A 25,843-nucleotide genomic window follows, 5' to 3' on the forward strand; every position below is an offset into this window, starting at 1 on the left:
TGTATTTCCATAGCAATACCAAGTGAAGCCATAGGTTAATCTGATATCATTATAGAAGGGATGGTGCAAAGCGTTTTTGCGATAGCAAACCTTTTTTATCCATCAGATATTTCTTTTGGCAATTTACGTTTTAAGTCATTTAATCCTAATTGTCGATTGAGCTTTTTTAATTTCATCTTGAGTCATTTTAGATACAGGTTTGTTGTTAATAGGCACTTCTCTTGAACTAGGTGTTTATTTAGCCACAGTTATAGTTATAAAAGTCTCAATGCTTCATGCTATAGCATGTATAAAAATGATAATGCTAAAGATTTATGTAATAAGTTTAGTACAGTGTCATAATAGATTCTAATATAGATACTTTATAAAATATGATAAAAATATTTTGTGTTTAAATCGGTTAAAGGGGAAATAGCTATGAATTTTAGAGATTTAGAGGTAATAAAAATACTAGATGATGAAAGAAATATTACGAGTGCTGCGACAAAGTTATATATATCTCAGCCTTCGTTAAGTTACAAAATTAATACACTTGAACAGGAACTTGGCGTGCCATTACTCATTCGTAGCAAGAAAGGTATTCGATTTACTGCTCAGGGTAGTCATCTAGTTGATTATGCTAAGAAAACATTAAATGGATTTAATAAGATGAAAGATTATCTCCACAGTATAGATAATGAGGATGAGGGAGTCATTAGACTCGGTGTCTCTCAGAATTTAGCCAGATATGATCTGCCTGAACTACTTAGTAGTTTTACGGACGATTTTCAAAAAGTTCAATTTAAAATTGTTACATCTTGGAGTCAGTCTATCTATAAATTAATAGAATCTAACGAAGTTTCGCTTGCAATAGTGAGAGGGGATGTATCTTGGAAGGGCTATAAAACGCTATTAAATAAAGAACCAATATGTATAATTAGCAAAGATGAGATTGATTTAGACAATTTACCTTCAAAGTCTAGAATAGCTTTTGAGACTGATACAAGATTACAAAATACTATTGATAGCTGGTGGAAAGAATCCTACAATGAGCCTCCGAATGAAGCGATGTTAATTGATAACTTGGAGTCTTGTTTAAAGTTAGTAGAAAAAGGTATGGGTTACGCAATTGCTCCAAATATTGGTGTTAGAGAATATAAAAACTTAAATGTTGTACCTATTAAAAATAAAGAGAATGAAATAATTTATAGAGATACTTGGTTATTATATAGAGAAGAAGAGGATTACCCCCTAATGCAAAAGTTTATTAAACATATTAAAGCGTATTATAATGATAATAATTAAGAAAAACGTAATATCATAGAAAAATTCTATGATGATAAATAGAATTTATATATTTTACTTCTTATATCTCATTAAGTAATCTTAAGAGAAATACTTTGAAATTACTTTTTTATGGAGGGATATTTTTGAAGAAATATGATGTGATTGTAGTTGGAACAGGAAATGCTGCATTAAGTTCAGCAATATCAGCAAAAGAGAATGGTAGTGAAGTGCTTGTATTAGAAAAAGCTCCCAAAGAAAAAAGAGGAGGAAATTCAATATTTACTGATGGAGCAATAAGGTTTGCTTACAATGATTTACAAGGGATCAAAGAAGTTGTCACAGCACTATCCGAAAGTGATTTATCAGAAATACAAATGCCTGATTATAATACTGAAGATTTTTATGAAGATATTTTAAAAGTAACTAATGGTGAGAGTAATCCAGAATTAGCCCAATTTTTATCAAATGAGTCATTTGAAACTATTTTATGGATGAAAAAACAAGGCGTAGAGTTTCAATTAAATGAAAATCAGTACTTTGAAATTAATGGAAATAAAAATTTTTGGGGTGGCTTACCTATTAAGACAGTGGATAAAGGGATTGGATTAATGAAATCTTTATTTAATAGAGCCCAAGAACTAGGTATTGATATTATATATAGTGCTGAAGTTAATAAAATTGAAATGAATCATAATAAAGTATCAGCTGTAACTTACTTGGATAATAATAAGCAAAGGGTGAGTGTAGATACTGAGGCTATCATATTAGCATGTGGTAGTTTTGAAGCGAGTAAAGATAAAAGGGTTAAAAACTTAGGTGAACAATGGGAAAAAGCAATCGTTAGAGGTACTGAATATAACACAGGTGACGGAATAGAAATAGCGACAGAAATTGGAGCTAATAAAACAGGCCAATATGATGGTTGTCATGCACATACTACAGATTATAATGCGCCTAAGGTGGGCGATTTTTCAAAACCTGGTGATATTTATAAAAAATCATCTTATCCGTTGGGCCTAATCATTAATAAAAATGGAGAAAGATTTGTAGATGAAGGTGCTGATTTTAGAAATTATACTTATGCCAAATATGGAAAAGAGACTTTGAAACAGCCTGGTCAAAAAGCTTTTCAAATTTTTGATTCTCAAGTCAGCCCTATGTTGAGAAAAGAATATCATTTGAAAGAAGCGACTAAGATTGTTGCGGACACATTAGAAGAACTGGCTGAAAAAATGGACATCAATCCTAATGATTTTGTTGAAATGATTAATGAGTATAACGCTAGCGTTCAGGATGGAGACTATAACCCAAGTGTGAAAGATGGTAAATCTACAAAAGGGATTACTCCAGAAAAGACGAATTGGGCTTTAAAATTTGATCAAGCCCCTTATTATGCGTTTCCTATCACATGTGGTATTACTTTTGCATTCGGCGGTATCTCTACAAATACTAAAGCTGAAGCTTTAGATGAACAAAACAATGCAATAGCTGGATTATTTGTAGCAGGAGAAATGGTAGGGGGATTGTTTTATCATAATTACCCTGGAGGATCTGGTTTAATGTCTGGCTCAGTTTTTGGTAAAAGAGCTGGAAAATCAGCTGCGGAGTATGTACAAATGAACAAAGTAGATAATTGATCATCATTCTGTTTATTGTATAAAAATACAAATTTTGTTACGCTTGATAGTAGTTTGGTTGGCTAGGTGTTGAAAATAAATATCTATTAGCAACAAGCATGCACATTGAATTCTTTAGGAACCAGTTGCCCTTGGTTGCTCTAGATGTTTCAACGCAGTATGGAATAATGTGGATGTAAGAATGTTACAGTATAATCTCATTACAGTAGCCATATATAGCGGATATTTGATCGCTATAAATATCAGAATTTTCAGTCAAAAATCACTGTATTGAATGCTTTATTATGTTCCGTTTAACATCTTTAAGTAGGGTATGACGCTAAATTTTGTAAGCGTTTTCAATAAAGGGGGGTTCCGATGAAAAGATGGGGTGTGTTAATCATCATTTTTTCAATTGTATTAGCAAGTTGTGATAATGACAATAAATCAAGTGCATCAAACAAGCAATTTCCTGATGAAATGGTAGAAATTGTTGCACCAGCTTCTCCGGGAGGTGGCTGGGATACTACAGCGCGTGCGATACAAAAGATCATGATTGATGAAGAACTGACCAAACAAAACGTCAATGTGATTAATAAACCTGGAGGCGGTGGAGAAATAGGGTGGCAATATTTAAAATCACGTTCACCTAATACGATTTCTATCAACTCAAGTTTATTATTATCTAACAATGAATTAGGATTAAGTGATTTAGGTACGGATGACTTTACACCTATTGCAATTTTAGCGACTGAGTGGATTAGTTTAACTGCATCTAATCAATCGAACTTAGATTCTGGTAAAAAAGTAATGGAAAAATTAAAAGAAAATCCAGAATCCTTAACTATCGGTGTTGCACCAGGCTTAGGAAACAATGATCACTTAGCTTTTGTACAGGCAGCTAAGGCGTATGGTGTTGATGTAGATAAAATAGATTTCCTTGTATATAAAAGCGGAGGAGATTTACAAACAGCTTTATTAGGTGGACATGTAGATGTTGCCTCTACTTCTGTCTCTGAAGTAAAAGAACAACACCAGACTGGAAAGTTAAAAATGTTGGCAGTAACTTCTGATAAACCAGTTGAAGGTATTGAAGATGTGCCTACATGGAAAGAACAGGGCATTGATGTCGTCTTTCCACATTGGCGTGGTGTGATGGGGCCGAAAGATATGACGCCAGAACAAATTGCCTATTGGGATGAAACGATGAAGGATGTAGTGAAATCTGATAGATGGCAAGAAATAAGGAAAAATAATGATTGGGAAAACTACTACAAAGATAGTCAAGAAAGCGAGAAATTTTTAAAAGATCAACGTAAGAAATATAAAGAATTAGTCAAAGATTCAGGAATGAAATAAGGGGGGATATGAATGTCGCGACTTGTCTTTCCAGTATTATTAATATTATTTGGTCTTATTTATTTAGTGTTGACTTTAAATATACCTAAATCAAATATTGGCAATCCAAATAGCCCGATGTATTTTCCAATTTTAGTTGGTTTATTACTTCTAATAATGAGCATTGTGTATTTCTTTCAAGAATTTAAAAAACGTCACGAAACATTTACGGCATTTTCTCAATTATTAGAGAGAAAAACGTTTATACGTATTGTGTTAACCATTACGCTTACAATAATATATGCTTTAATATTTGAACGCCTCGGTTTTTTAATTTCAACAATAATATTCTTAGGTGCCATTATGTTCTTAATTAACGGTTATAAAAGATGGCTGCAAAATATTTTAGTCACGGTTATTTTTTCTGGCATTGCATGGTACACATTCGCACAATTATTGAATGTCAGTTTACCTTAAGGAGGGTGATTTAAATGGGGATTGATGCAGGTAGTTTTTTAGAAGGCTTATCAACTGCGTTTCATCCGATGAACCTTTTATGGGTACTTATCGGTGGGTTTTTAGGTACAGTGGTAGGTATGTTACCTGGATTAGGGCCTGCGACTGCGGTTGCCGTACTCATACCTGTGACATTTGGTATGGAACCAGTGAGCGCATTGATTTTAATGGTCTCAATTTATTATGGCGCCATGTATGGTGGCTCAAGAAGTTCGATTTTATTAAATACGCCAGGTGATGGCTCAGCTATTGCAGCTACATTTGATGGTTACCCAATGACCAAAAATGGGGAGGCGGGTAAAGCACTAACGATTTCAGCTATCGCTTCATTAATTGGTGGCATTATCGCAGTTATTGGTTTTATCATTTTAGCAAAGCCGCTCTCTGATTTTGCTTTAAAATTCGGTCCACAAGAATATTTTTTATTATTCTTATTTACACTTTCAGCTATTGTAACGTTATCATCTGGAAAGATGGTCAAAGGATTTATTGCCACAAGTATAGGTTTAATTATTAGTACGGTAGGTGTTGATTTACAAACAAGTATTTATCGTTTTACTTTTGATATTCCTCATTTAAGTGAAGGTATCAATTTCTTAGTCGTTATCATAGGGGTATATGCAGTAGCAGAAGTATTATATAATTATTTGTATTTACACGCGTTGAAACCACCTAAAGCTGATGTAGGATCGATGAAATTAACAAAAGAAGATTGGAAACGAACGAGAGGTGCTATGTTGCGACAAAGTCCTATTGGATTTCTAATCGGTGTTTTACCAGGCGCTGGGGGTTCTATTGCGGCAATGTTAAGCTATTCAACCGAAAAACAAATATCTAAAAATGGTAAGAATTTTGGGAAAGGCCAAATAGAGGGTGTAGCTGCACCGGAATCTTCTAATAACGCTGCTTCAGTAGGCTCTTTAATCCCGTTATTAACGATGGGTGTGCCAGGGTCAGGGACAACGGCTGTGATTTTAGGTGCGGTCGTTATGTTAGGTTTACAACCAGGACCTTTATTATTTGCAAATGAGCCTGAAACAATATGGACACTCGTAAATAGTATGTTTATCGGTAATATATTCTTGGTTATTTTAAATATTGCTTTAATAGGCTTGTTACTAAAAATACTACGTACACCACCCAAAGTCTTATATCCACTTATTTTAGTACTAGCGTTTATCGGTACATATACATTAGGTTATAGTATAACTGATTTCTATATTTTAATTATTTTCGGTATTCTTGGATTAATTATGAAATTATTAGATTTTCCACTTGCACCTTTGATTTTGGCAGCAATCATAGGTTCAGATATGGAGCAGAATTTCCGTAAAAGTTTGATAGTGAGTAATAATAATGTAGCAGATATATTTTTGGGCTCACCCATAAGTATCGTTTTATCATTAATGACTATTTTAGCACTGTTCTATCCGTTGATTATAAAAGGATTTAAAAGAATGAAAATAAAAAAATAACATAAAGAAACCGCTCGTTTTACAAAGATATGAGCGGTTTCTTTATATTACCTTCATTAAAAGCATCAGTATAATTAATAAAATAAACGGCGGTAACCAATCAAAGTTTAATATACTTAGATAAATACAAATTGTAAGGACTGGGAGGCCTAAAGCATTTCCCAGGGAATAAATGTGTTTTGCAATATGACTTGAATATGCTGTAACAATGATTTTTTTAAAACAAAATTTTTACATATTTGGACTTGCACAATGCCTAATTTAGGCACATAATGTGTGCGAAAACTGTTGAATAATTATTGATATAGAATGAAGAAAATTCCTGGAGGCGATGCAAATGAAGAAAAATATTTTTATTATAGGTTCTGGGTTGAGCGGCTTAGTAGCAGCGACTGAATTATTAAAAAAAGGGTACAAGGTTACTATGCTAGATCAAGAGCTACGTCAAGCTATAGGTGGTCAGGCATATTGGTCTTTTGGAGGGTTATTTTTAGTAAATTCTAAAATTCAACGTCGTTTAGGTGTGAAAGATTCATATGAACTTGCACTTAATGATTGGTTAGGGACTGCTCAATTTGACCGGCTTGAGACCGAAGACTATTGGTCAAAAAAATGGGCAGAGGCTTATGTGCATTTTGCTACTTTTGAGAAGGAAGCCTATTTAAAATCAATGGGTATAAAATTAACACCGATGTTAGGTTGGGCTGAACGTGGTGGTTCAATGTCTAGTGGTCATGGTAATTCTGTTCCTCGCTTTCACATTACGTGGGGCACAGGTCCTGGATTAATCAATCCATTTATTGACTATGTATTAAAAAAGGAAAAAGAAGGTCAATTTAAATTTTTATCACGTCACCAAGTAACACATATTGATATTCAAAATAACCAAATTAGAGGGATTTCTGGTAATATTCTTGAACCAAGTGATGTTAATCGAGGTGAGCCTTCTTCTCGTGAAATTATAGATACATTTGTTTATGATGTTAATGATTTAGTTATTTCTACAGGCGGTATAGGGGCTAATCATGATATGATCAAAAAAAATTGGCCGAAGTATTTAGGTACGCCACCTAAATATATGATTCAAGGTGTACCAGATTCTACAGATGGTAAAATGATAGAACTATCTGAAGCTTTAGGTGTGAATATTGTTAATAAAGACCGTATGTGGCATTATACTGAAGGCATTCATAACCATTCTCCAATCTGGACTAAACACGGTATTCGTATTATCCCTGGCCCGTCTTCAATTTGGCTAGATGCGAAAGGTAATCGCATGCCTGCACCTGATTTCCCAGGGTTTGACACTTTACACTCATTAGAAACTATAACTAAGACTGGCTATGATTACTCTTGGTTTGTATTAACTGAAGAAATTATTAAAAAAGAATTCGCTTTATCAGGGTCTGAGCAAAACCCAGATATAACAAATAAGGATATTAAACTTTTAATAAAAGAGCGTTTGAAAAGCAATGTCACGGGTCCTGTGAATGCCTTTTTAGAAAAAGGTGAAGATTTTGTTACAGCAGACAATTTGGAGACATTAGTAGAAAAAATGAATCAATTAACTACAGAAGATTTGTTAGATTATCATCAGATTAAAGCAGCAATAGAAAGTAGGGACTTACAGATAAATAATAAATTTATGAAGGATGCTCAAGTTGCTTCAATTCATAATGCACGTAAGTTTTTAGGAGACAGATTTATTCGAACTGCGAAACCACATAAGATATTAGATAAAAATAAATTAATTGCTGTTAAATTGCATTTGATTAGTCGAAAAACTTTAGGTGGCATTCAAACCAATTTGAATGGTCAAGCATTTAATCAACAGAACCAGTTAATTGAAGGTCTTTATGCTGCTGGAGAAGCGTCAGGCTTTGGTGGTGGTGGCGTGCATGGCTATCGTGCATTAGAAGGTACATTTTTAGGTGGCTGTATATTTAGTGGTATTCGTGTTGCTGAAGGTATAAGTAAGACAAAATAATGATTTAATTGAGATTATCTTATTGTGACAACCTTAGATTGAACACACTGCTTCACTCGATACGAAGAGTGATATGAAAGTTATGGGAATTTACAAGAACAGAACTAAGAAAAAATAAAATATGCATGGTTATCACTCATGTCCTGCGTCTAACTTCGTATTGTAATTTAGTTATAAGGTTTAGTAGTCACATAAATAATATAAGGGGGGATTGTTATAATGATAAAGCAGTTGAAGTCGCCAAGTTCTGAAGAAATAGATACTATTTCAAATATTTGGTTGGACTCTAATTTAGAAGCACATCATTTTATAAATCGTGGTTATTGGATTAATAATCTTGATAACGTAAAAGTGATGTTACCAGATTCAACTATTTACGTATATTACGTTGAAAAAGAAATTATAGGGTTTGTTGGGTTATATGAGAATGATATTGCGGGGATTTTTATTAAAGATAGTTACCGAAATAAAGGTATAGGAAAGTTATTTCTGGAAAAACTAAAAAATGACTATAACAGATTGAAGTTATATGTATTTGAGAAGAATGTGAGAGCAACCCGTTTTTATCTAAAGCATCACTTTGAAATTAAATCTAAAAATATTGATGAAGAAACTCAAGAATATGAATACTTTATGGAATGGACGACATGATCATGGGAAAATTAAAAAGTGCTTGTTGATTAAATAAAGGCTTGCGAAAAGGCCATTCTTTAATCTCTAAAAATTTCAAATATATAGTTCCAAAACAAAAAGCGTCATCTAATAAATAGATGGCGCGATTTAATAACGGTAGTTAGTAAAGCCAAAAATTAGTCATATATTTATAAATATTTATCTGAACCCATTTTACTTATAAGAAAATATACGCAATAGGGGTTGCTATAAGTAAGCTCAAAATGGTTCTCTCAAGCCATATAACAACTAAATCTCTTATACGTATTGGTATATCTGTAGAAAGAATACTAGGTACACTAGCTGAAAAAAATATAATTGTAGATACTGAGGTAACAGCAATTATAAATTTAGTGATCAATGGCGTCTCGACTACAACTAATGAAGGTAAAAACATTTCCGTTATTCCAATGGCTGCACCTTTTGCAGCTAAAAAGGAATCGGGTATTTGAAGCGCCCAAGTTAATGGATAAAAAACATATGCTAAATAATCAAATATTATTGTATATTCTGCGAGTAGCAAGCAGAGTAATCCTATCGATAATATTGTAGGTAATATATTCGCAGTCATTATTAAACTTTCTTTAAAGTTCAACCAAATATTTTTAATTACATTAGGTGATGAGTCAACAGTTTCCATTGCTTTTTTCCATGCAAAAAGTAGTTTTTCTTTCCCTTTTAATTTACTTGTATCTTCTTCTATAAAAGGCTCATCGTAATATGTGTTATTAATTTTATTAATAGGCCAAATTCTCACTGTACAAGCTGTTACTGCTGCAGTAACAAATAAAGTAGACCAAAAATACAAGTTCCATATATTCATTAATCCTAAAGTTTTAGCAATAACTATCATAAATGCCACAGTAACTGTAGAAAAACCAGTCGCTATAATGACAGATTGCTTCTTAGTAAACTTTCCTTCTTTATATTCTTTATTCGTTATAAGTAATCCTACAGCAAAACTAGCTACGAAAGATGCTAAAGCATTGACTGCTGAGCGTCCAGGAGTTTTCCATATAGGATACATTACTTTTTGCGCATAAACACCTACAAATTCTAACAAACCATAGCCTACTAATAACGCTAAAACAGCACCCCCAACAGGTACTGTTACCCCTACAGGAATAACAAGATAGTTGAAAACATATGCTCCAGTTTGCTCACTAAGTAACCAACTTGGTCCTATATTGAAAATTAATAAAAAACCAATGAAAACTCCTAGTATTTTGAATAAAGTAAAAATAATTTCAACTGTACTATGCTTCCATGTTCCCTTAATAAATGGGCTAATAGCTCCCACAATAATTATAACCATTATAAATGTTTTTATTAAAATTGGAGATGTTCCACTTAACCATGTGACAAAATGATCTAATAAAATAGAAGAGTTATTATTAATAGTTATCGGTACAAAAAATATGACAATCCCTATGAAACTATATACAAAAAATTTCACTGCATTTAATCGGTTACTCGTTGTTACTTTATTTTCGCTAACTGTTTTGGTCACTCCCACCAGCCCCTTAACTATGATGGTAAAGCTCATTACTATTAAGATTTATTATCGAAATTTCTTCCCTCAAGACCTGCTAATTCTTCTGTTGTAGCTGCGGGAGCTTTCATTTCAAATATTTCATCTACTACTGTGTAATCGTAGTAACCTAACCGAGCAATAGGTCTAATTGATTTAATATCTAATTTTCCATTTTCTAAAATAACCTCATCTTTGATGTGGACTTGGGTAACTCTTCCAATAACTAAATCAACAGTTGATACTGGGTCTCCTGTAGGTATTCTTATGGTTTGGACATATTCACATTCGAACTGAACAGGTGACTCTTTAACTCGTGGTCCTGGAGCTTCAATGCACTGCTCTTTGGTAACTCCCGCAAATTCAAATTCATCTTCATCTGGTGGTAAAGCCTTAGCAGATAAGTTTACTGCCTCTCTTAAATCATAAGTCGCCATATTCCAAACAAACCACCCTGTTTCTTCTGCATTCTTCACTGTGTCTTTGCGATCATGATTATCCAAAACCGATTGATTCGCAGCAAACATAACCATAGGTGGATCCCAAGTTAAATTTTGATATTGGCTATAGGGTGCTAAATTATCATCTCCATTTTTTGATGTTGTTGATATCCAACCTATAGGACGTGGTACTGTGCTACTCTTAAATGGATCGTGTGGTAAACCATGGCTACGTGTTCCCTGTTTTGGTGAATAATTCATTTGAATCCCTCCTGTTGGTGTATAAAGTTTCTTTTGAGATAAGTTAACACTCAGGTGCTATAAAAGCTAATACATATAAACTATTAATTAATAGTTTCACCCTATACTTATAAGAGATAATAAATTTTAAATTAACCGACTTTTGAATGATCTTTTAACATAAATTTTGTAACTGTAATATTAATAGGGGACGTAAACTAGCTCGACTTATACTAGAAAAAGCGATAAGAGAAGATTATTTAGCAATACTTAAATAAAAAAGAATCCAGATATATTCAAAAAACTATATCATACACTTTAATAAGTCATTGTTTAATCCACAACAAATTCTAAAACCTAGTAAAGCAGCGATGGTAGAAACGATTAAATCTATTATTTATAAATGTACGTCTTATAATCGGGTATAACAGAACATATATAAATAGGAGGATGAGTCGACATGCCATTAATGAAAATTGATTTAATAAAAGGACGAGAAAAAGAAGAAATAAAGCAAATATTAAATATCTCTTATGAAGTTATGCTAGATACATTTAAGGCACCCAAAGGCGACAGATACCAAATAGTTAACCAACATGAAGATTATGAGATGCAAATTTTGGATACTGGTTTAGGCGTAGAACGCACAAAGGATGTCATTGTGTTCACAATTATTACAAGGCCAAGGACTCAGCAACAAAAACAAAGGTTCTATAGTGAAGTTACAAATAAACTTCATGAAAACATGGGGATACGTAAAGAAGACATCATGTTTAGTTTGATTGAGAACACAGATGAAGATTGGAGTTTCTTTAACGGAGAAGCTCAATTCCTAAATGGAAGGCTTTGAGAAAGACATAATTCAAAACTTTAGTATGTACGGTAATACTTTGTAATATGTGCAAAAGGCTTCTTATCATTATGGATAAATTTTAAAATAGTAAAGACGCTTCTTTCTAATCGAAGCGTCTTTTATTATATTTTATATATCTAATAGTTCGAATTGTTTAATTTGTTTTTCAATATGTATTGAAGAAGTATTTTCCTTTTCTGCTTTACGCATTTGCTTATGCTCTTCAATATGTGATGGACGAGACAGCCATGCTTGAAAATATTTTTTCTCTAACCATTTAGATACTATAGCATATGAAATGGTAGAGTTCTTTTCGTTTTTCCAAATTTCAACATCTATTAAACCGTCATATCCTCGAAAATCATCTTTAGCATGTAATGCCTTGTTGTCTAAAATGGCTCTATTTTCTATATTTGTTGTGAAATCAGCTTGTGCGATGAACATACAATCAACCCTCCTTAAAACTATTCATTAATCATATCAAAAATGCTATGTTTCAACATATAAATTAGTCTGTATTATTTAATCAATATACTTTTTGCGAAATTTAAAATAAGTTTTATTACTAGACGGAGGTGATAAAAGCAATTACACTGAGTAGACTTATAGGGGGTCAAAAATGGATATAACAAATAATACAATATTAATAACTGGGGGCGCCTCTGGAATAGGACTTCAGTTCACCAAAAAGTTTTACGCAAACAATAATAAAATTATTATTTGTGGGCGTAATACTGAAAAACTGCAAAGTATTGAAGCGGAATTTCCAGATGTTATCACAAAGGTATGTGATATATCTAGTTCAGAAGAACGTTTGAATTTATATAATTGGGTAACTGAAAATCATCCAGATATAAATGTACTGGTAAATAATGCCGGGATCCAAAACCGATTCAATATTTTGAAAAAAGATGCTGCAGTAGATTGGGAGAACTTAAATATTGAAATAAAATCTAATTTTGAAGCGACCGTACAACTGTCAATTTTGTTTAGTCAGTATTTTGCTGATAAAACAACTAATTCAAATATAATTAACGTTTCTTCAGGTTTAGCTTTTGCACCCATGGCAATAGCACCGATTTACTCAGCAACAAAAGCTGCAGTACATTCATTTACCGTTAGTTTGAGACACCAATTATCTGAGACAAATACAAGTGTTTTTGAAGTAATACCTCCTGCAGTTAATACTGATTTAGGTGGAAAAGGAATCCATACTTCTGGTGCAAATCCGGTTGATTTTATCAATGAAATATTTGAAGGACTCGTTCAAGAAAAAATTGAAATTGGTTATGGTTCTGCTAAAGAACGCTTGAAAATGTCCAAAGAAGCATTAGATGAATACACAGCAGAAATGTATAATACTTTGAAAAATACAATTTAGCAGATTCGAATTTTTGTTTAATATTGCGCTTGTAAAAGTGGGCTGTTAGTTATTAACAGTCCATTTCGCATTTAATAAATTATTCAATATTGGCTTTATTACAGGACGTACTTATAGTTGTGCTTTTTCTTTGAATGTTTATGATGTATATAATCTTTCTTAATATTTATTGAATAAGCAATTCTATTTATAAAAAACACTTTCGTATAAATTCATTTAATATTATGAATTCAACGAAAGTGTTTTAATTTTACTTACAATGCATTGGTTTTAGTACCTATACAATTAAAGCTTATTTAACTAGTGAGCTTTAATTCTGTTTTAATCAATATAAGTAAAAGTTATTTTGAAGATTCTTGTACTTTTTCAACTTCAGCTAAATAGTTTGCTAACTGTTCGTAGAGACCTAACACCATTTTAGGCTTAATTCTAGTATCAGTTAAATCCCAACCTACTAGATCCATATGGTCCCAATTTTTTAGTGTAGGCATAACCCCCCATAATCCTAATTCTGGTTTACTATCAAACGTTGTATCTTTGTGAGGTTTATTAAAAGGATACAGACCTGATTTTAATGGCACAGGGCCATCTCCTTCTCTCCAACTTTCAGGATTTTGTCTGCCAACTAAGTTAGCTAATAACTTAAATGGAGCAAACATCTTGAAGTTACCACGTTGGCGATTATTAAAAGTTTTATGGGTATCTTCAGCAGTAATAGATGTATAAGCAACGTCTTTACTTAAAGTTAATCGATCATTAATTTTTTTCGATCCTTCAATTGAGCCGTCTGTAAAACTTGTATCTTCAGTTTTCCAAACTTTGTTGTCTTTAACTCGTTTTAAATATTGAATAAATGATTCATCATCTCTTTGTTTTATTCCCCAAGGTTCGAGACCATAGTCGGCTTTAGTGTATTTATTGCTAGTGTATTTTAGAATTTTGTAGAATAATTTTCTAGCAATTGGTTTATTACCTAACTTGTCCGATATAAATGTACCGTTATGAGGTGTGGCGATGGTTGTAACAGAGGAAACCATATTATCATTGCCCCCTGCAAATATTTCAGGTATATCTCCACCATGTTTTTTCTGGTATTCAATTTCTTCAGGAACGCCATTTCTTAGCATATCCTCTAATACTTGGATCGTTTGGCCGCCAAAACTATGACCAACTAAATGAACTTTCTTACCAGGAGCCCACTCAGGATAAATGCCTTTATAAGTTTTACCGTATCTAGCATGGCCATATTTTTTAGAATGATAAGCGCCATAGTCTACAGTTCCGCCTTTAATATAATAATACAACTCAAGTGCGCGATCATAATTACTTCCAAACGGACTCATTCCGCCTTCTCTAACATCGTATCCTTGTTTATTTAATTCTTTGTCTAAATCAACTTTATTTCCACCCCAATACGGAGGTAAGACTGCGGGTTTAGATTCATCTGGATATCCAGAAAAACCGTGAGCTAGAATTATAGGATATTTATTTTTCTTAACTACGCCTTGATTACCTTTTGGAATTGTAGGTGTATAATTATCTTCTTTAGCAACTTCATTTTTATTTTCAGACGTATTGTTAGCATCTTGTTGCTCATCCTTAGAAGCATCGTTTTGTTTATCGTCCGCCTCGTTCGAATCAGATTGAGCATCTTTAGAAGCATCGCTTTGTTTATCATCCGCCTCGTTCGAATCAGATTGAGCATCCTTAGAAGCATCGTTTTGTTTATCGTCCGCCTCGTTCGAATCAGATTGAGCATCCTTAGAAGCGTCATTTTGTTTATCGTCCGCCTCGTTCGAATCAGATTGAGCATCCTTAGAAGCATCGGTTTGTTTTTCAGACGTATTGTTAGCGTCTTGTTGTGCATCCTCAGAAACGTCAATTTGCTTATCATTAGCCTCGTTTGAGTTTGATTGTTCCTCCTCAGAAGCATTATTTAGTTTTTGAGACTCAACATTTGAATCTTGTTCTTTTAAATTAGAAGATTGATTTTCATTTTTAGAAGCATTGTTGTTTTGAGATACATCCGTATTAGATAATTCATTCGTCATTTCAGCGTCTTTGTTAGTAGCTCTTTGTTCTAAATTAGAAGCATTATCTTCATCCGCAGAGTCTTGTATATTTAAATTAGATGATTGTTTTACATTTTTTGAGTCGGTATTAGGAGATTGTTGTTCAGAATTAGATGGATTATCTTCGTTCTTTGAGTCATTGCTTGGATTCTGTGTATTTGAATTAGATGATAAGTTCACATTTTTAGAGTCGGAGTCAGGAGATTGTTGTTCAGAATTAGATGGATTGCTCAGGTTTTCAGGCTTATTATTTTGATTTTGTGTCTTTATGTTAACTTTTTGAAAACTATCTAGACCTTGCTCATTAGTCGATTGATTAACTTCTCTTTCGTCTGCTGAAGCTTGGGAAACGGTACTTAGTGCTACAAATAAAATAGAAGTGGTTGTAAGTGATGTTAGTGGTAAAATAATTTTGTTTTTCAATTTCATAAAATCCTCCTCATTTATATTTAATTACATACTAATTTTAATATAAAATAAAAAGAATTGTTCTAAATTTCTTGAAACACAATATTTAATTCCTATGTGTAAATACAAATACAATTTTTTGATTGATATTGACACTTAGGGCATAAAAAGGAGTAGGAGTCAGAAAGATTATATGTAATTATCAAAAAGTATTAGTTTAGTTGATTTTTTAATCACCTTATAAATACTGTTTCAATCACAATAAGTAAGAGCTACAACGGTGTAAAATGTCATTTTAATATATTAATAAATAATATAATTTATGGCTTAGTATTTTAGATTCTTCCTTTTCTCACAATTACTATGAAATATAGGAAGTAATTGTTAAACTAGATGTTAAGAAATTTTATATACATAAACAGAAAATCAATTAATCATATTATTGCACTAAATATAAGGAGGGTATTTATGTTTTTAGCATGGAATGAAATTAAACGTAATAAATTGAAATTTAGTTTAATCGTTGGCGTTCTGATAATGATAAGTTATTTGCTGTTCTTATTATCTGGTTTAGCCAGTGGATTGATGAATATGAACAGAGAGGGTATTGATAAATGGGGCGCTGATGCAATTGTGTTAAATAAAGATGCAAATCAAACGGTTGAGCAATCAGCTTTTAATTTAGATAAAGTAGAAAACACTTATAAGCAACAAACAAGTTTAAAGCAGACGGGTGTTATTGTTTCTAACGGTGATAGCGAAGAGAATGCATTGCTATTTGGCGTTAAAGATGATTCTTTTTTAGTACCCAACATGATTGAAGGAAAGAAATTTAATTCTGATAATGAAGTTATTGCTGATGAAACGCTTAAAGAAAAAGGCTTCAAAGTTGGTGATAAATTGTCATTATCACAGTCTGATGAAAAACTGAAAATAGTAGGATTTAGTGAGAGTGCAAAATATAACGCTTCTCCTGTGATTTTCTCGAGTAATAGTACAATAGAAAAAATTAATCCATCCTTAAAAGAAGGCATGACGAACGCTGTAGTTGTTAAAGATAAAGAATGGAATAAAAAGAATTTAGATAGCAATTTAGAAGCTATTGAAATTGAAAATTTTGTTGAGAATTTACCTGGCTATAAAGCACAAAACTTAACCCTCAATTTTATGATTTCATTTCTATTTGTTATTTCAGCAACAGTTATAGGTATATTTTTATACGTGATTACACTGCAAAAGACAAATTTATTTGGTGTATTAAAAGCTCAAGGGTTTACAAATGGTTATTTAGCAAAGGTAGTAATATCACAAACGTTTATTATTGCTTTAATAGGTACAATTGTTGGATTAATACTGACATTAATAACAGGGTTATTTTTACCAAGTGCAGTGCCTATTAAATTTAGCATAGCAACTCTAACGATATACGGTATTGTACTGATTGTTGTTTCACTATTAGGTAGTCTGTTCTCTATATTAACGATAAGAAAAGTGGATCCACTTAAAGCGATAGGGTAAATAAGGAGTGTAATTAAATGTTAGAATTTAAAAATGTTACTAAATATTTCCAAGACGGAAATCAAAAAATAGAAGCCGTAAAACCTACCTCACTCAAATTTAATCAAAAAGAACTCATTGCTATTATTGGCCCTTCTGGTTCTGGAAAAAGCACGTTTTTAACTATGGCGGGGGCGCTCCAAACGCCAAGTTCGGGTGATATTATAATTAATGGGAGCGAAGTGTCGGGTATGTCTCAGAAAGCACTAGCACACACAAGAATGCAAGAAATTGGATTCATACTGCAAGCCACTAATCTCGTGCCTTTTTTAACTGTAAAACAACAATTTAAATTACTAAAGAAACAAAAGAAAAATGTGCTAAGTGAAGATGAGTATAATCAACTCATGTCACAGCTTAATCTGGAATCAATTGAAAATAAGCTTCCAAGTGAGATATCTGGAGGACAAAAGCAGCGTGTGGCAATTGCCAAAGCTTTATATACGCAACCTTCAATCATTTTAGCAGATGAACCGACGGCCTCTTTAGACACCCAGAATGCTATGGAAGTTATGAAGATTTTAAAGGAACAGACATTAAGAAAAAACAAAACCTGTATAGTAGTTACACATGATGAAAGACTTACGTCATATTGTGATAAGGTTTATCATATGGAAGATGGCGTATTAGAGCAAGCTCAAGTCTAATGTTTTAACGCTAATAATTAATTCAAGGTACTACTAATTAATAAATATTAGATTCGAAATTAATATAAATTTAGCCTACTTAACTTATAAAATTAAGTAGGCATTTTTATGGGTAATTAATGGAATTTATAAAGAAATAATTATGATTTGTTATCAAAACTTCTTCCTTCTAAACCAGCTAACTCTTCTTTTGATGCAGATGGTGCTTTCATTTCAAAAATTTGATCGACAACTGTATAGTCATAATAACCTAAGCGTGCAATAGGTCTAATAGATTGTATATCAAGTTTCCCATTATCTAGAATAACTTTGTCATCAATATGAACTTGTGTTACACGTCCTATTACCATATCTACAGTTGATACTGGATCGCCAGTAGGGATACGCACTGTTTGGACATATTCACACTCAAAATGTACAGGAGATGCTTTGACTCTGTGACCAGGCGCTTCAATGCATTTCTCTTTTTCTACACCTGCAAATTCAAATTCATCTTCTTCTGGTGGCAATGCCTTAGCAGATAAGTTTACTGCTTCTCTTAAATCATAAGTTGCCATGTTCCAAACAAACCATCCTGTTTCTTCTGCATTTTTAACTGTATCTTTACGCTCGTGTTCTCCTAAAACAGATTGATTAGCTGCAAACATTACCATAGGCGGATCCCATGTTAAATTTTGGTACTGGCTATAAGGTGCTAAATTATCTTTACCATCCTTTGATATTGTTGAAATCCATCCAATTGGTCTAGGAACGGTACTGCTTTTAAAAGGATCGTGTGGTAAACCATGGCTACGTGTGCCTTGTTTTGGTGAATAATTCATAACATGATCACTCCTCAAAAATTTTGAAACTACTGCAAGAATAATTGTAATTAATGTAAACGTCTAATACTAAATTTGAATTGATTTATTAGTTCAAACTATAGAACAATGAAAAGTGCATCAATAAGTTGTTTGTTCATCGCTTGGCAAGAATAATGAAGCAAGGAATGCTAAGAATGCAATAGATGATATGATTACAAACATACTTGTAAAATTATTTAGAGAAGTAAGGTAAATTGATAGGATTGGAGCAACTGCTGTACCTAAAAATAGAATAAATGTGTTAACAGACAAGAAGAAACCTCTATTTCCATACACTACCATATTTACTTTTGCGATAACTAAAGGGACTGCAAACGCAATTCCAGCAACAAAACATATACTTAAAAATGTTATTAGTAGAATATTATGTGCAAAAGGCATTAATATTAATGTCACACCACAAACGCCTAAAGCAATATTTAAAACAAATTTGACACCATACCTACTACTAATACGTCCCGACATTAATGAACTTAGCATACCAAAAACACCGAATAATTTTACTAGAAATGCTGTGTGATTATCTCCGTGTATAGAATCCGATAGTATGAATTTATTTATTACTGCATACATAGAAATGAATGTTGTAAGTAATGTTAGAGAAATAAAGTAGCAGATTAATACTTTTCGATTTTTAGCAAAGTCTTTAAAATTGCTAAAGTATTTAAGGATTTGAACGTCTGAATTTTTTACAGGGCTTTCTGGGACATTTCTAAAGATGATAATAGCTAAGCAGATGTATAGTGAAGAAAGTATAAAGAAAATAATGTGCCAATCGAATTGGCTGATTAATATTTCCGAAAAATTTTGACCTAAAATACCAGATAACATAAAACTTGTACTAATAAAACTTACTGCTGTTAACCTCTTTTTAAGTGGATAAGTTTCGGTAGTGTAAGTAATAGCTATGGGAGAAAATGCAGCTGCAAATATTCCTTGGAGGCCTCGTAAAATCAATAACGTATTAAAAGAAGTTACAAATCCAATCAAAAAGCAAACTATAATTAGACCAATCAGTGAAAGTAAAATGACACGTATTCTTCCAAATTTTTCTGAAATAGTACCATAAAATAAACAGCTAATGGAATAAGTGACTGAAAAAACCACACCATTCATTGCTGCAACTGACTGAGATATACCAAAATCATTAGCTAAATGCTCTGTTATAGGTATTGCGGTATATAGATTAAACATAATTAAGATACCAGAAATAAACAAAACAAATGTTATTATATTATAATTTTTTGACGCTTCCATACGTATTACTCCTTGAAAATGAATTGTTTCCATTATTACATTTATTTAGGTTTTGAAAAACCTTTTCTGAAAAATTGTTCATTTCAGTTTTGAATTTTTTATGAAGTGGAAATAGGTAAGTGAGTGTAGAAATTGATGACAATCGAATGGGAGCTTTTTCAGGAGGTAAATTAATGAAAATAAACTTAAATTGGGAAAATACTTTTCAAGAATATCAAGATATATTGAATTCTGGTTTAAATCCAGAATGGTTATATAGCGCTAAAGCAAATATGATACTAATTCCAGCTTATACAGGAAAGGGGAAAGAGTTTTTTTATACTAGTGACATCATTAAAGCAAGTAAGACTATCCCCTTTTTTTAGACAATTGTGATGATTCGTAGAATTATTTCATAATTTTTGCTAATAAAGGGTTAAAAAATTTTAAGAAGGGTATAATACTTAGTAAGAGACTTGGAGCTCTTGTCAATTAAGATAATGAGCAAGTGAGCTCGTTACGTAAAAGATGAGCTGAGGTAAAGTTTGCCTGCTCATCTTTTTCTATTTGGAGGCTAAATATATGAAAAAAATATTATTAACAGGCGCTTCGGGATATATCGGTAGTCACTTAATGAATAAATTAAAAGATAACTATGAAATTATAGCTATTTCTAGAAATATAGAAAATAAATCAAATGAACACAATGTTACTTGGAAAGCAGCTGACTTGTTTGATTTAAATGAAATAACAGAAGTAATGGAGGACATTGATATCGCTATATATCTTGTCCATTCTATGATGCCTTCAGCTAAGTTGACGCAGGCGAGCTTTGAAGATATGGATGCATTATTAGCTGATAATTTTGCTAAAGCCGCTAGTTATAACAAAGTTCAGCATATTGTATTTATGAGTGGTTTGATACCTAATACAAGTGAATTATCACCACATTTAAGAAGCCGTTTAGAGTGCGAACAGATTTTAGGATCATATGGTGTACCAGTAAGTACTTTAAGAGCGGGTTTGATTATAGGCTCTAAAGGAAGTTCTTACCCTATATTAAAAAAATTAGTGGATAGATTACCTGGCCTGTTACTGCCAAAATGGGCTTATAATACAACATTGCCAGTTGCAATAGACGACGTGATTGACGGTTTATATAAAATTGTAGAGCGTAATCCAAATGAGAACGAATCGATAGATATTGGTGGACCTAGTCATATGACTTATAAAGATCTATTCAAGCAAACTGCAGAGGTACTAGATAAACGATTACCTACGATAGATTTGCCTATTATTCCCATTTGGCTAAGTAAATATTGGGTGAAACTTATTTCAGGTGTCCCAAAAGAAATGGTTTATCCACTAATGGATAGCTTAATTCATGATATGATTAGAAATGATGAAAATATTGTGAAAGACATTTCTATAGGCAAGATTGATTATAAGGAAAGTGTGCGTAATGCCTTGGAAGAAGAAACTAAGACACAAAAGAAAGGGAAGTCATCACGTAAGGGCGATATTAAAGATGTTAGAGCAATATCAAGGGTAGTCTTACCTAAAGATGTAAATATGATTCAATTGGCAGAATCATATGCAAATTTTTTAAATAGAATTACATTAAATGTCGTTAATAGTGATTTTAACGAAGATAACTTTACGATTAGTGTGCCGTGTTTAAATAAGGACTTATTATTATTAAGTAAAGATTTTAAAGCTTCTAATAACGAGAGAATTTTATATCGAATTGTTGGTGGAGATTTCGCTTTAGATTCAGATGGTGGTAATGCGAGATTAGAGTTTAGAAGATTACCTAATAGTGACGCATGTATCATAGCGTTACAAGAATATGAACCGACGTTACCTTGGTGGGTATATAAGTATACCCAAGCAAAAGTTCATAAAAGTGTAATGAATCTTTTTAAATTTAAAATAAGTACTCAAAGAACAAACAAAGGAAAACAATTAAATATGAAGAAATTTATTTTACCAATTGTTATTTCAGGTGCTATTGTCTTAAAATTATATGGATTGAAGAAGTATTTAGCTAGAAAAAATAACATGTCTAATGCCGAACTATAGCTATTAGATATAATAGCTAGTTACTTTTACAAAAAAAGAGGGGATCAACTATGAAAGCAAACGAGATAATTAAAACAATTATAAAAGTTATAACACCAATTACAGGCGGTAAATTTATAGGGAAATTTGCAGTGAAAAACGCGAGAAAAGATTATAAAAATAATGTTAAACCACCTTTTTCACCACCCGGCTATGTCTTTCCAATTGTGTGGCCAATACTTTATACAACGATGGGCGTAGCTTATGCATTAGTGACTAATAAATCTACTAGTAAGGCTTTGAAAGGTGCTTATTACACGCAATTAAGCCTGAATTATCTATGGTCGATATTATACTTCAAATATAAATTACGCTTTAGTGCGTTGATAGAGAGTGTTGTATTACTGGGCGCAGTAGTTACAACAACTGTAAAATTTTTCAATGTAAAAAAAGTTGCTGGCATTTTACTAGTTCCATATATGCTTTGGAGCGCTTTTGCTACTTATTTAACAGCTGGTAATTGGTATTTAAATAAAGATAACCCAAGCTATACAGAGAAATCTGAGAATTAAATTGATGAAAAAGATTATATATATTGCGCTATATTGGTTTATAGTTCAAATGATTATTGCTCAACTTGGTACTCGTATTAGTTATAAGTTCTTAGAAAAAGATAATAAGTATTTTCGAAGTTGGAATTTTGAACAAGAGGGTCAATTATGGCAACAATTAGTTAAAGTGCAATATTGGAAAGATCATTTGCCAGACGGTCAAAATCTTAACCCTAATATCAGTAGTAAAGCGACTTTCGATTTATCTAAAAATATGAATGATATACAGCGATTTATATTAGAAACTAGACGTGCAGAGGTGGTTCATCTGCTATCCATATTTCCTGTTATTGCGTTTTTTAAAGCGTCAAAAAGTGTTAAAATAATTAATTATATATATGTCATTATAGCTAATGTGCCTTGTATGATTGTTCAGCGCTATAATCGCCCTAAGTTAATACGTATTTATAATAAATTACAAAAAAGAAAAGGTGATTAAATGGGAAATAAGAAAGTGGTTGTCATAGGAGGTGGCTTGGGAGGGATTGCTAGCGCAATTTGTATGGCTCATGCAGGCTATCAAGTGGATTTATATGAACAAAATAAGCATATCGGTGGAAAGGTAAATAGGTTAGACATAGATGACTATGGATTTGATCTCGGTCCATCAATTTTAACCATGCCTAAAGTATTTCAACGCTTATTTCAACGATGTGATGAAAGGCTAGAAGATTATGTTAGCATTCGTAAGTTAAGTTTACAGATTAGAAACGTTTATCCAGATGGCCAAATTTTAGATTTATATGAATCCATGGAAGATATGTTAACAAATAATGAATCGTTAACAAATAAAGATATAGAGCAACTTTCTTCGTTTTTTAGTTACGCACAAAAGATACATCAAGTTGCTGAAAAAAGCTACTTTGATAAGGGATTAGATACGATGTTTGCAATTATTCGTTATCATGGTCCGTTTTCAGCTTTAAAGCAATTCGATTATTTTCATACAATGCAACAAGCCATTAATAAAAGGGTGGATAACCCATATTTAAGAGAAATGCTAGGTTATTTCATAAAATATGTCGGCTCCTCATCTTATGATGCTCCGGCTGTATTGAGTTTATTACCTCAAATGCAACATGAGGAAGGTTTGTGGTACGTAGATGGTGGCATTCATAAGTTAGCGGAAGCGATGGAACAATTAGCGAGAAAATTAGGTGTGAGCATACATTTTAACACCCCTGTAAAACGTATCAATTATAATAGTCAAAATAAGGTGACAGGGATAACAATACAAAGTAATGAGGAAATATATGCAGATTACATTATATCTAATATGGAAGTAATCCCTGTTTATAAATATTTATTGAATTTTGATGCAAATCAAATAAACAAATTGGAACGTAAATTTGAGCCAGCTAGTTCAGGTTATGTCATGCATCTTGGTGTGGACAAAAGTTATCCAGAGCTTCAACATCATAACTTTTTCTTCTCAAGTAATTCTAAAGTTAATTATGATCAAGTTTTTCACCAGTATGTTTTGCCTGAAGATCCGACTATTTATGTAGTGAATACAAATAAAACAGATAAGACACAGGCGCCAGAGGGACACGAGAATATAAAAATATTGCCACACATACCATACATTCAGAGCAAGTCATTTAGTGAAGCAGAATATCTGCAATTCCGAGAACGTATATTGGATAAATTAGAGTCCATGGGTTTGAAAGATTTGAGAAAGCACATTGTATATGAAGACGTATGGACACCACATGACATTGAAAATACATACAATTCTAATAAAGGAGCTATATATGGCGTAGTATCCAATAAGAAGAAAAATAAAGGTTTTAAATTTCCTAAAAAAAGTCAGTACTTCAAAAATTTGTACTTTGTAGGTGGTTCTGTAAATCCTGGCGCTGGTATGCCTATGGTCACTTTGAGTGGTATGCAAGTAGCAGAAGCTATTATTAATGGAGAAAGTAGTTGAGGCTGAATGATACTTTATATAATAGCAATAGTATTTACGATACTATCACTAATAAGTGGAATGTGTATGTATGCGCGTCGAGCGATTATAAATAACTCCGGAAAAGGAAGAGGTCAGACAGCCGTCAGTGTTATTGTACCTGCTAGAAATGAAGCGGAGAACTTACCTAAATTACTTAACAGTATAAGTAAAGAACAAGAAATAGAAGTAATTGTTATGGATGATGGTTCAACTGATAAGACACAAGTTGTCGCTAGATATTATGGTGCGAGCGTATATACTGTTGAAAATGATACTACATGGCAAGGTAAGTCACATGCTTGTTGGCAAGGTAGCAAATATGCAACGCATGATTTATTGATGTTTGTTGATGCTGATGTTCAGTTTGCTTGTGATGATAGTATCCAAAATATAGCCAATCAATATGATTTACAAGGTGGTAAAGGTTTGTTATCAATACAACCTTATCACAAGATAAAAAAGCTATATGAAAATATATCGGCGATTTTTAATTTAATGACAATCGTAGGTATGAATCAATTTTCAATCACGAAATCAGCAAATAATGAGCAAGGCGCGTTTGGACCAGTCCTTGTGACAAATAAGCAAGATTATAAATTGACACAAGGACATTTGAAAGCTAAAAATCAAATCATTGAAGGCTTTGCAATAAGTAAAGCATATAATAAGCAAGGTTTGCCAGTTAGTTTGCATGAAGGCCAAGGTGTAGTGAATTTTAGAATGTATTCTCAAGGATATAAAGCGCTATTAGAGGGTTGGAGTAAACACTTTGCACTTGGCTCTCAAGTAACTAAAAAGTCTACGCTTACGTTTGTATTTTTGTGGCTATTTGGTTCACTTACAACAGTTTTAGCGATAATTTTTTCAATTAATTTAGGCTCATTATATATATTATTAGCTATTACTCTATATTTTATATATGCGATACAATTTCATATATTTATTCGAAGAACAGGAAATTTTAATATCGTTGCGAGTTTATGTCATCCACTGCTCTTCATATGCTTTGTCGTGATATTTTTTAAATCATGGTTAGATATCAATGTATTCAAACGTATATATTGGAAAGGCCGTAGAATAGATTTATAGCTTAGTTTTTTATACAAATGTCAAGAAGTTCTA

At 32.4% G+C, this 25,843-nt stretch carries 23 protein-coding genes; 17 read left to right on the top strand and 6 right to left on the bottom strand.

Annotation, left to right across the window (positions count from 1 at the left end; all coding sequences use genetic code 11):
- Positions 1–417 precede the first annotated feature (417 nt).
- From BTM19_RS04535 to BTM19_RS04570, 7 genes are all read left to right on the top strand, one after another.
- On the top strand, positions 418–1,284 hold the full coding sequence (locus BTM19_RS04535) for a LysR family transcriptional regulator (protein WP_038679333.1): 867 nt from the start codon (positions 418–420) through the stop codon (positions 1,282–1,284).
- A gap of 125 nt (positions 1,285–1,409) precedes the next feature.
- The gene (gene tcuA / locus BTM19_RS04540; RefSeq protein WP_038679330.1) at positions 1,410–2,903 is read left to right on the top strand and encodes an FAD-dependent tricarballylate dehydrogenase TcuA; all 1,494 of its coding nucleotides are present in this window, start codon (positions 1,410–1,412) and stop codon (positions 2,901–2,903) included.
- A gap of 357 nt (positions 2,904–3,260) precedes the next feature.
- Complete coding sequence (locus tag BTM19_RS04545; protein ID WP_058625638.1) at positions 3,261–4,241, top strand: tripartite tricarboxylate transporter substrate binding protein; 981 nt, start codon at positions 3,261–3,263, stop codon at positions 4,239–4,241.
- Between the two features lie 12 nt (positions 4,242–4,253).
- Entirely contained in the window at positions 4,254–4,697 is a 444-nt protein-coding gene (locus tag BTM19_RS04550) for a tripartite tricarboxylate transporter TctB family protein (RefSeq protein WP_029378666.1), read from the top strand.
- Positions 4,698–4,711: 14 nt separating this feature from the next.
- Positions 4,712–6,211, top strand: coding sequence for a tripartite tricarboxylate transporter permease (locus BTM19_RS04555; RefSeq protein ID WP_029378665.1), 1,500 nt, complete (start codon positions 4,712–4,714; stop codon positions 6,209–6,211).
- Positions 6,212–6,548: 337 nt separating this feature from the next.
- A complete protein-coding gene (locus BTM19_RS04565) occupies positions 6,549–8,198 on the top strand; it encodes an FAD-binding dehydrogenase (RefSeq protein ID WP_099265749.1) in 1,650 nt (549 codons plus the stop codon).
- Between the two features lie 219 nt (positions 8,199–8,417).
- Positions 8,418–8,849: a GNAT family N-acetyltransferase gene (locus tag BTM19_RS04570; RefSeq protein WP_038679324.1), complete on the top strand. Its 432-nt coding sequence runs from the start codon at positions 8,418–8,420 to the stop codon at positions 8,847–8,849.
- A gap of 199 nt (positions 8,850–9,048) precedes the next feature.
- On the opposite strand, the gene BTM19_RS04575 is transcribed toward BTM19_RS04570, so the two are convergent.
- Both BTM19_RS04575 and BTM19_RS04580 read right to left on the bottom strand, forming a co-directional pair.
- Positions 9,049–10,380, bottom strand: coding sequence for a YjiH family protein (locus BTM19_RS04575; protein WP_069796380.1), 1,332 nt, complete (start codon positions 10,378–10,380; stop codon positions 9,049–9,051).
- Positions 10,381–10,421: 41 nt separating this feature from the next.
- Positions 10,422–11,102 carry a flavin reductase family protein gene (locus BTM19_RS04580; protein WP_038679322.1) on the bottom strand — a complete coding sequence of 227 codons (681 nt, stop codon included), beginning with the start codon at positions 11,100–11,102 and terminating at the stop codon, positions 10,422–10,424.
- Positions 11,103–11,541: 439 nt separating this feature from the next.
- On the opposite strand from BTM19_RS04580, the gene BTM19_RS04585 reads away from it, so the two are divergent.
- Complete coding sequence (locus BTM19_RS04585; protein WP_029378653.1) at positions 11,542–11,931, top strand: tautomerase family protein; 390 nt, start codon at positions 11,542–11,544, stop codon at positions 11,929–11,931.
- Between the two features lie 132 nt (positions 11,932–12,063).
- On the opposite strand, the gene BTM19_RS04590 is transcribed toward BTM19_RS04585, so the two are convergent.
- Positions 12,064–12,378 (bottom strand): antibiotic biosynthesis monooxygenase family protein, encoded by a 315-nt coding sequence (locus tag BTM19_RS04590; RefSeq protein WP_029378652.1) that lies wholly within the window; start codon positions 12,376–12,378, stop codon positions 12,064–12,066.
- Positions 12,379–12,553: 175 nt separating this feature from the next.
- Between BTM19_RS04590 and BTM19_RS04595 the strand changes: the two genes are divergently transcribed.
- Positions 12,554–13,315, top strand: a complete 762-nt coding sequence (locus BTM19_RS04595; protein ID WP_047171645.1) for an SDR family oxidoreductase — start codon at positions 12,554–12,556, stop codon at positions 13,313–13,315.
- 341 nt (positions 13,316–13,656) lie between these two features.
- On the opposite strand, the gene BTM19_RS04600 is transcribed toward BTM19_RS04595, so the two are convergent.
- Entirely contained in the window at positions 13,657–15,816 is a 2,160-nt protein-coding gene (locus BTM19_RS04600; RefSeq protein WP_099265750.1) for a lipase-like domain-containing protein, read from the bottom strand.
- Positions 15,817–16,263: 447 nt separating this feature from the next.
- On the opposite strand from BTM19_RS04600, the gene BTM19_RS04605 reads away from it, so the two are divergent.
- Positions 16,264–17,313, top strand: coding sequence for an ABC transporter permease (locus tag BTM19_RS04605; RefSeq protein ID WP_029378649.1), 1,050 nt, complete (start codon positions 16,264–16,266; stop codon positions 17,311–17,313).
- Positions 17,314–17,330: 17 nt separating this feature from the next.
- On the top strand, positions 17,331–17,999 hold the full coding sequence (locus tag BTM19_RS04610; RefSeq protein ID WP_029378648.1) for an ABC transporter ATP-binding protein: 669 nt from the start codon (positions 17,331–17,333) through the stop codon (positions 17,997–17,999).
- 140 nt (positions 18,000–18,139) lie between these two features.
- Here BTM19_RS04610 and BTM19_RS04615 read toward each other — a convergent pair whose 3' ends face one another.
- Together BTM19_RS04615 and BTM19_RS04620 are read right to left on the bottom strand one after the other, a co-directional pair.
- A complete protein-coding gene (locus tag BTM19_RS04615) occupies positions 18,140–18,820 on the bottom strand; it encodes a flavin reductase family protein (protein WP_099265751.1) in 681 nt (226 codons plus the stop codon).
- 120 nt (positions 18,821–18,940) lie between these two features.
- The gene (locus BTM19_RS04620; RefSeq protein WP_029378646.1) at positions 18,941–20,119 is read right to left on the bottom strand and encodes an MFS transporter; all 1,179 of its coding nucleotides are present in this window, start codon (positions 20,117–20,119) and stop codon (positions 18,941–18,943) included.
- A 173-nt stretch (positions 20,120–20,292) separates the two neighbouring features.
- On the opposite strand from BTM19_RS04620, the gene BTM19_RS04625 reads away from it, so the two are divergent.
- The 6 genes from BTM19_RS04625 to BTM19_RS04650 all read left to right on the top strand — a co-directional run bounded on the left by BTM19_RS04625 (position 20,293) and on the right by BTM19_RS04650 (position 25,810).
- Positions 20,293–20,484, top strand: a complete 192-nt coding sequence (locus BTM19_RS04625) for a hypothetical protein (protein WP_029378645.1) — start codon at positions 20,293–20,295, stop codon at positions 20,482–20,484.
- Between the two features lie 196 nt (positions 20,485–20,680).
- Positions 20,681–22,180 carry an NAD-dependent epimerase/dehydratase family protein gene (locus BTM19_RS04630; RefSeq protein WP_029378644.1) on the top strand — a complete coding sequence of 500 codons (1,500 nt, stop codon included), beginning with the start codon at positions 20,681–20,683 and terminating at the stop codon, positions 22,178–22,180.
- Positions 22,181–22,230: 50 nt separating this feature from the next.
- On the top strand, positions 22,231–22,731 hold the full coding sequence (locus BTM19_RS04635) for a TspO/MBR family protein (RefSeq protein WP_038679310.1): 501 nt from the start codon (positions 22,231–22,233) through the stop codon (positions 22,729–22,731).
- 4 nt (positions 22,732–22,735) lie between these two features.
- Positions 22,736–23,209 (top strand): glycosyl-4,4'-diaponeurosporenoate acyltransferase CrtO family protein, encoded by a 474-nt coding sequence (locus tag BTM19_RS04640; protein ID WP_037557239.1) that lies wholly within the window; start codon positions 22,736–22,738, stop codon positions 23,207–23,209.
- On the top strand, positions 23,210–24,700 hold the full coding sequence (locus BTM19_RS04645; RefSeq protein ID WP_029378641.1) for a phytoene desaturase family protein: 1,491 nt from the start codon (positions 23,210–23,212) through the stop codon (positions 24,698–24,700).
- A 66-nt stretch (positions 24,701–24,766) separates the two neighbouring features.
- Complete coding sequence (locus BTM19_RS04650) at positions 24,767–25,810, top strand: glycosyltransferase family 2 protein (RefSeq protein WP_099265752.1); 1,044 nt, start codon at positions 24,767–24,769, stop codon at positions 25,808–25,810.
- Positions 25,811–25,843 lie beyond the last annotated feature (33 nt).

Origin of the sequence: Staphylococcus xylosus, assembly GCF_002732165.1 — a bacterium.
Classification (GTDB): Bacteria; Bacillota; Bacilli; order Staphylococcales; family Staphylococcaceae; genus Staphylococcus; species Staphylococcus xylosus.

Excerpts from the sequence above, each read along its gene's own strand:
- BTM19_RS04535 (WP_038679333.1), top strand. The coding sequence starts at position 418 with ATGAATTTTAGAGATTTAGAGGTAATAAAAATACTAGATGATGAAAGA.
- BTM19_RS04545 (WP_058625638.1), top strand. The coding sequence starts at position 3,261 with ATGAAAAGATGGGGTGTGTTAATCATCATTTTTTCAATTGTATTAGCA.
- BTM19_RS04550 (WP_029378666.1), top strand. The coding sequence starts at position 4,254 with ATGTCGCGACTTGTCTTTCCAGTATTATTAATATTATTTGGTCTTATT.
- BTM19_RS04555 (WP_029378665.1), top strand. The coding sequence starts at position 4,712 with ATGGGGATTGATGCAGGTAGTTTTTTAGAAGGCTTATCAACTGCGTTT.
- BTM19_RS04565 (WP_099265749.1), top strand. The coding sequence starts at position 6,549 with ATGAAGAAAAATATTTTTATTATAGGTTCTGGGTTGAGCGGCTTAGTA.
- BTM19_RS04570 (WP_038679324.1), top strand. The coding sequence starts at position 8,418 with ATGATAAAGCAGTTGAAGTCGCCAAGTTCTGAAGAAATAGATACTATT.
- BTM19_RS04580 (WP_038679322.1), bottom strand. The coding sequence starts at position 11,102 with ATGAATTATTCACCAAAACAGGGAACACGTAGCCATGGTTTACCACAC.
- BTM19_RS04585 (WP_029378653.1), top strand. The coding sequence starts at position 11,542 with ATGCCATTAATGAAAATTGATTTAATAAAAGGACGAGAAAAAGAAGAA.
- BTM19_RS04590 (WP_029378652.1), bottom strand. The coding sequence starts at position 12,378 with ATGTTCATCGCACAAGCTGATTTCACAACAAATATAGAAAATAGAGCC.
- BTM19_RS04595 (WP_047171645.1), top strand. The coding sequence starts at position 12,554 with ATGGATATAACAAATAATACAATATTAATAACTGGGGGCGCCTCTGGA.
- BTM19_RS04600 (WP_099265750.1), bottom strand. The coding sequence starts at position 15,816 with ATGAAATTGAAAAACAAAATTATTTTACCACTAACATCACTTACAACC.
- BTM19_RS04605 (WP_029378649.1), top strand. The coding sequence starts at position 16,264 with ATGTTTTTAGCATGGAATGAAATTAAACGTAATAAATTGAAATTTAGT.
- BTM19_RS04610 (WP_029378648.1), top strand. The coding sequence starts at position 17,331 with ATGTTAGAATTTAAAAATGTTACTAAATATTTCCAAGACGGAAATCAA.
- BTM19_RS04615 (WP_099265751.1), bottom strand. The coding sequence starts at position 18,820 with ATGAATTATTCACCAAAACAAGGCACACGTAGCCATGGTTTACCACAC.
- BTM19_RS04620 (WP_029378646.1), bottom strand. The coding sequence starts at position 20,119 with ATGGAAGCGTCAAAAAATTATAATATAATAACATTTGTTTTGTTTATT.
- BTM19_RS04625 (WP_029378645.1), top strand. The coding sequence starts at position 20,293 with ATGAAAATAAACTTAAATTGGGAAAATACTTTTCAAGAATATCAAGAT.
- BTM19_RS04630 (WP_029378644.1), top strand. The coding sequence starts at position 20,681 with ATGAAAAAAATATTATTAACAGGCGCTTCGGGATATATCGGTAGTCAC.
- BTM19_RS04635 (WP_038679310.1), top strand. The coding sequence starts at position 22,231 with ATGAAAGCAAACGAGATAATTAAAACAATTATAAAAGTTATAACACCA.
- BTM19_RS04640 (WP_037557239.1), top strand. The coding sequence starts at position 22,736 with ATGAAAAAGATTATATATATTGCGCTATATTGGTTTATAGTTCAAATG.
- BTM19_RS04645 (WP_029378641.1), top strand. The coding sequence starts at position 23,210 with ATGGGAAATAAGAAAGTGGTTGTCATAGGAGGTGGCTTGGGAGGGATT.
- BTM19_RS04650 (WP_099265752.1), top strand. The coding sequence starts at position 24,767 with ATGTATGCGCGTCGAGCGATTATAAATAACTCCGGAAAAGGAAGAGGT.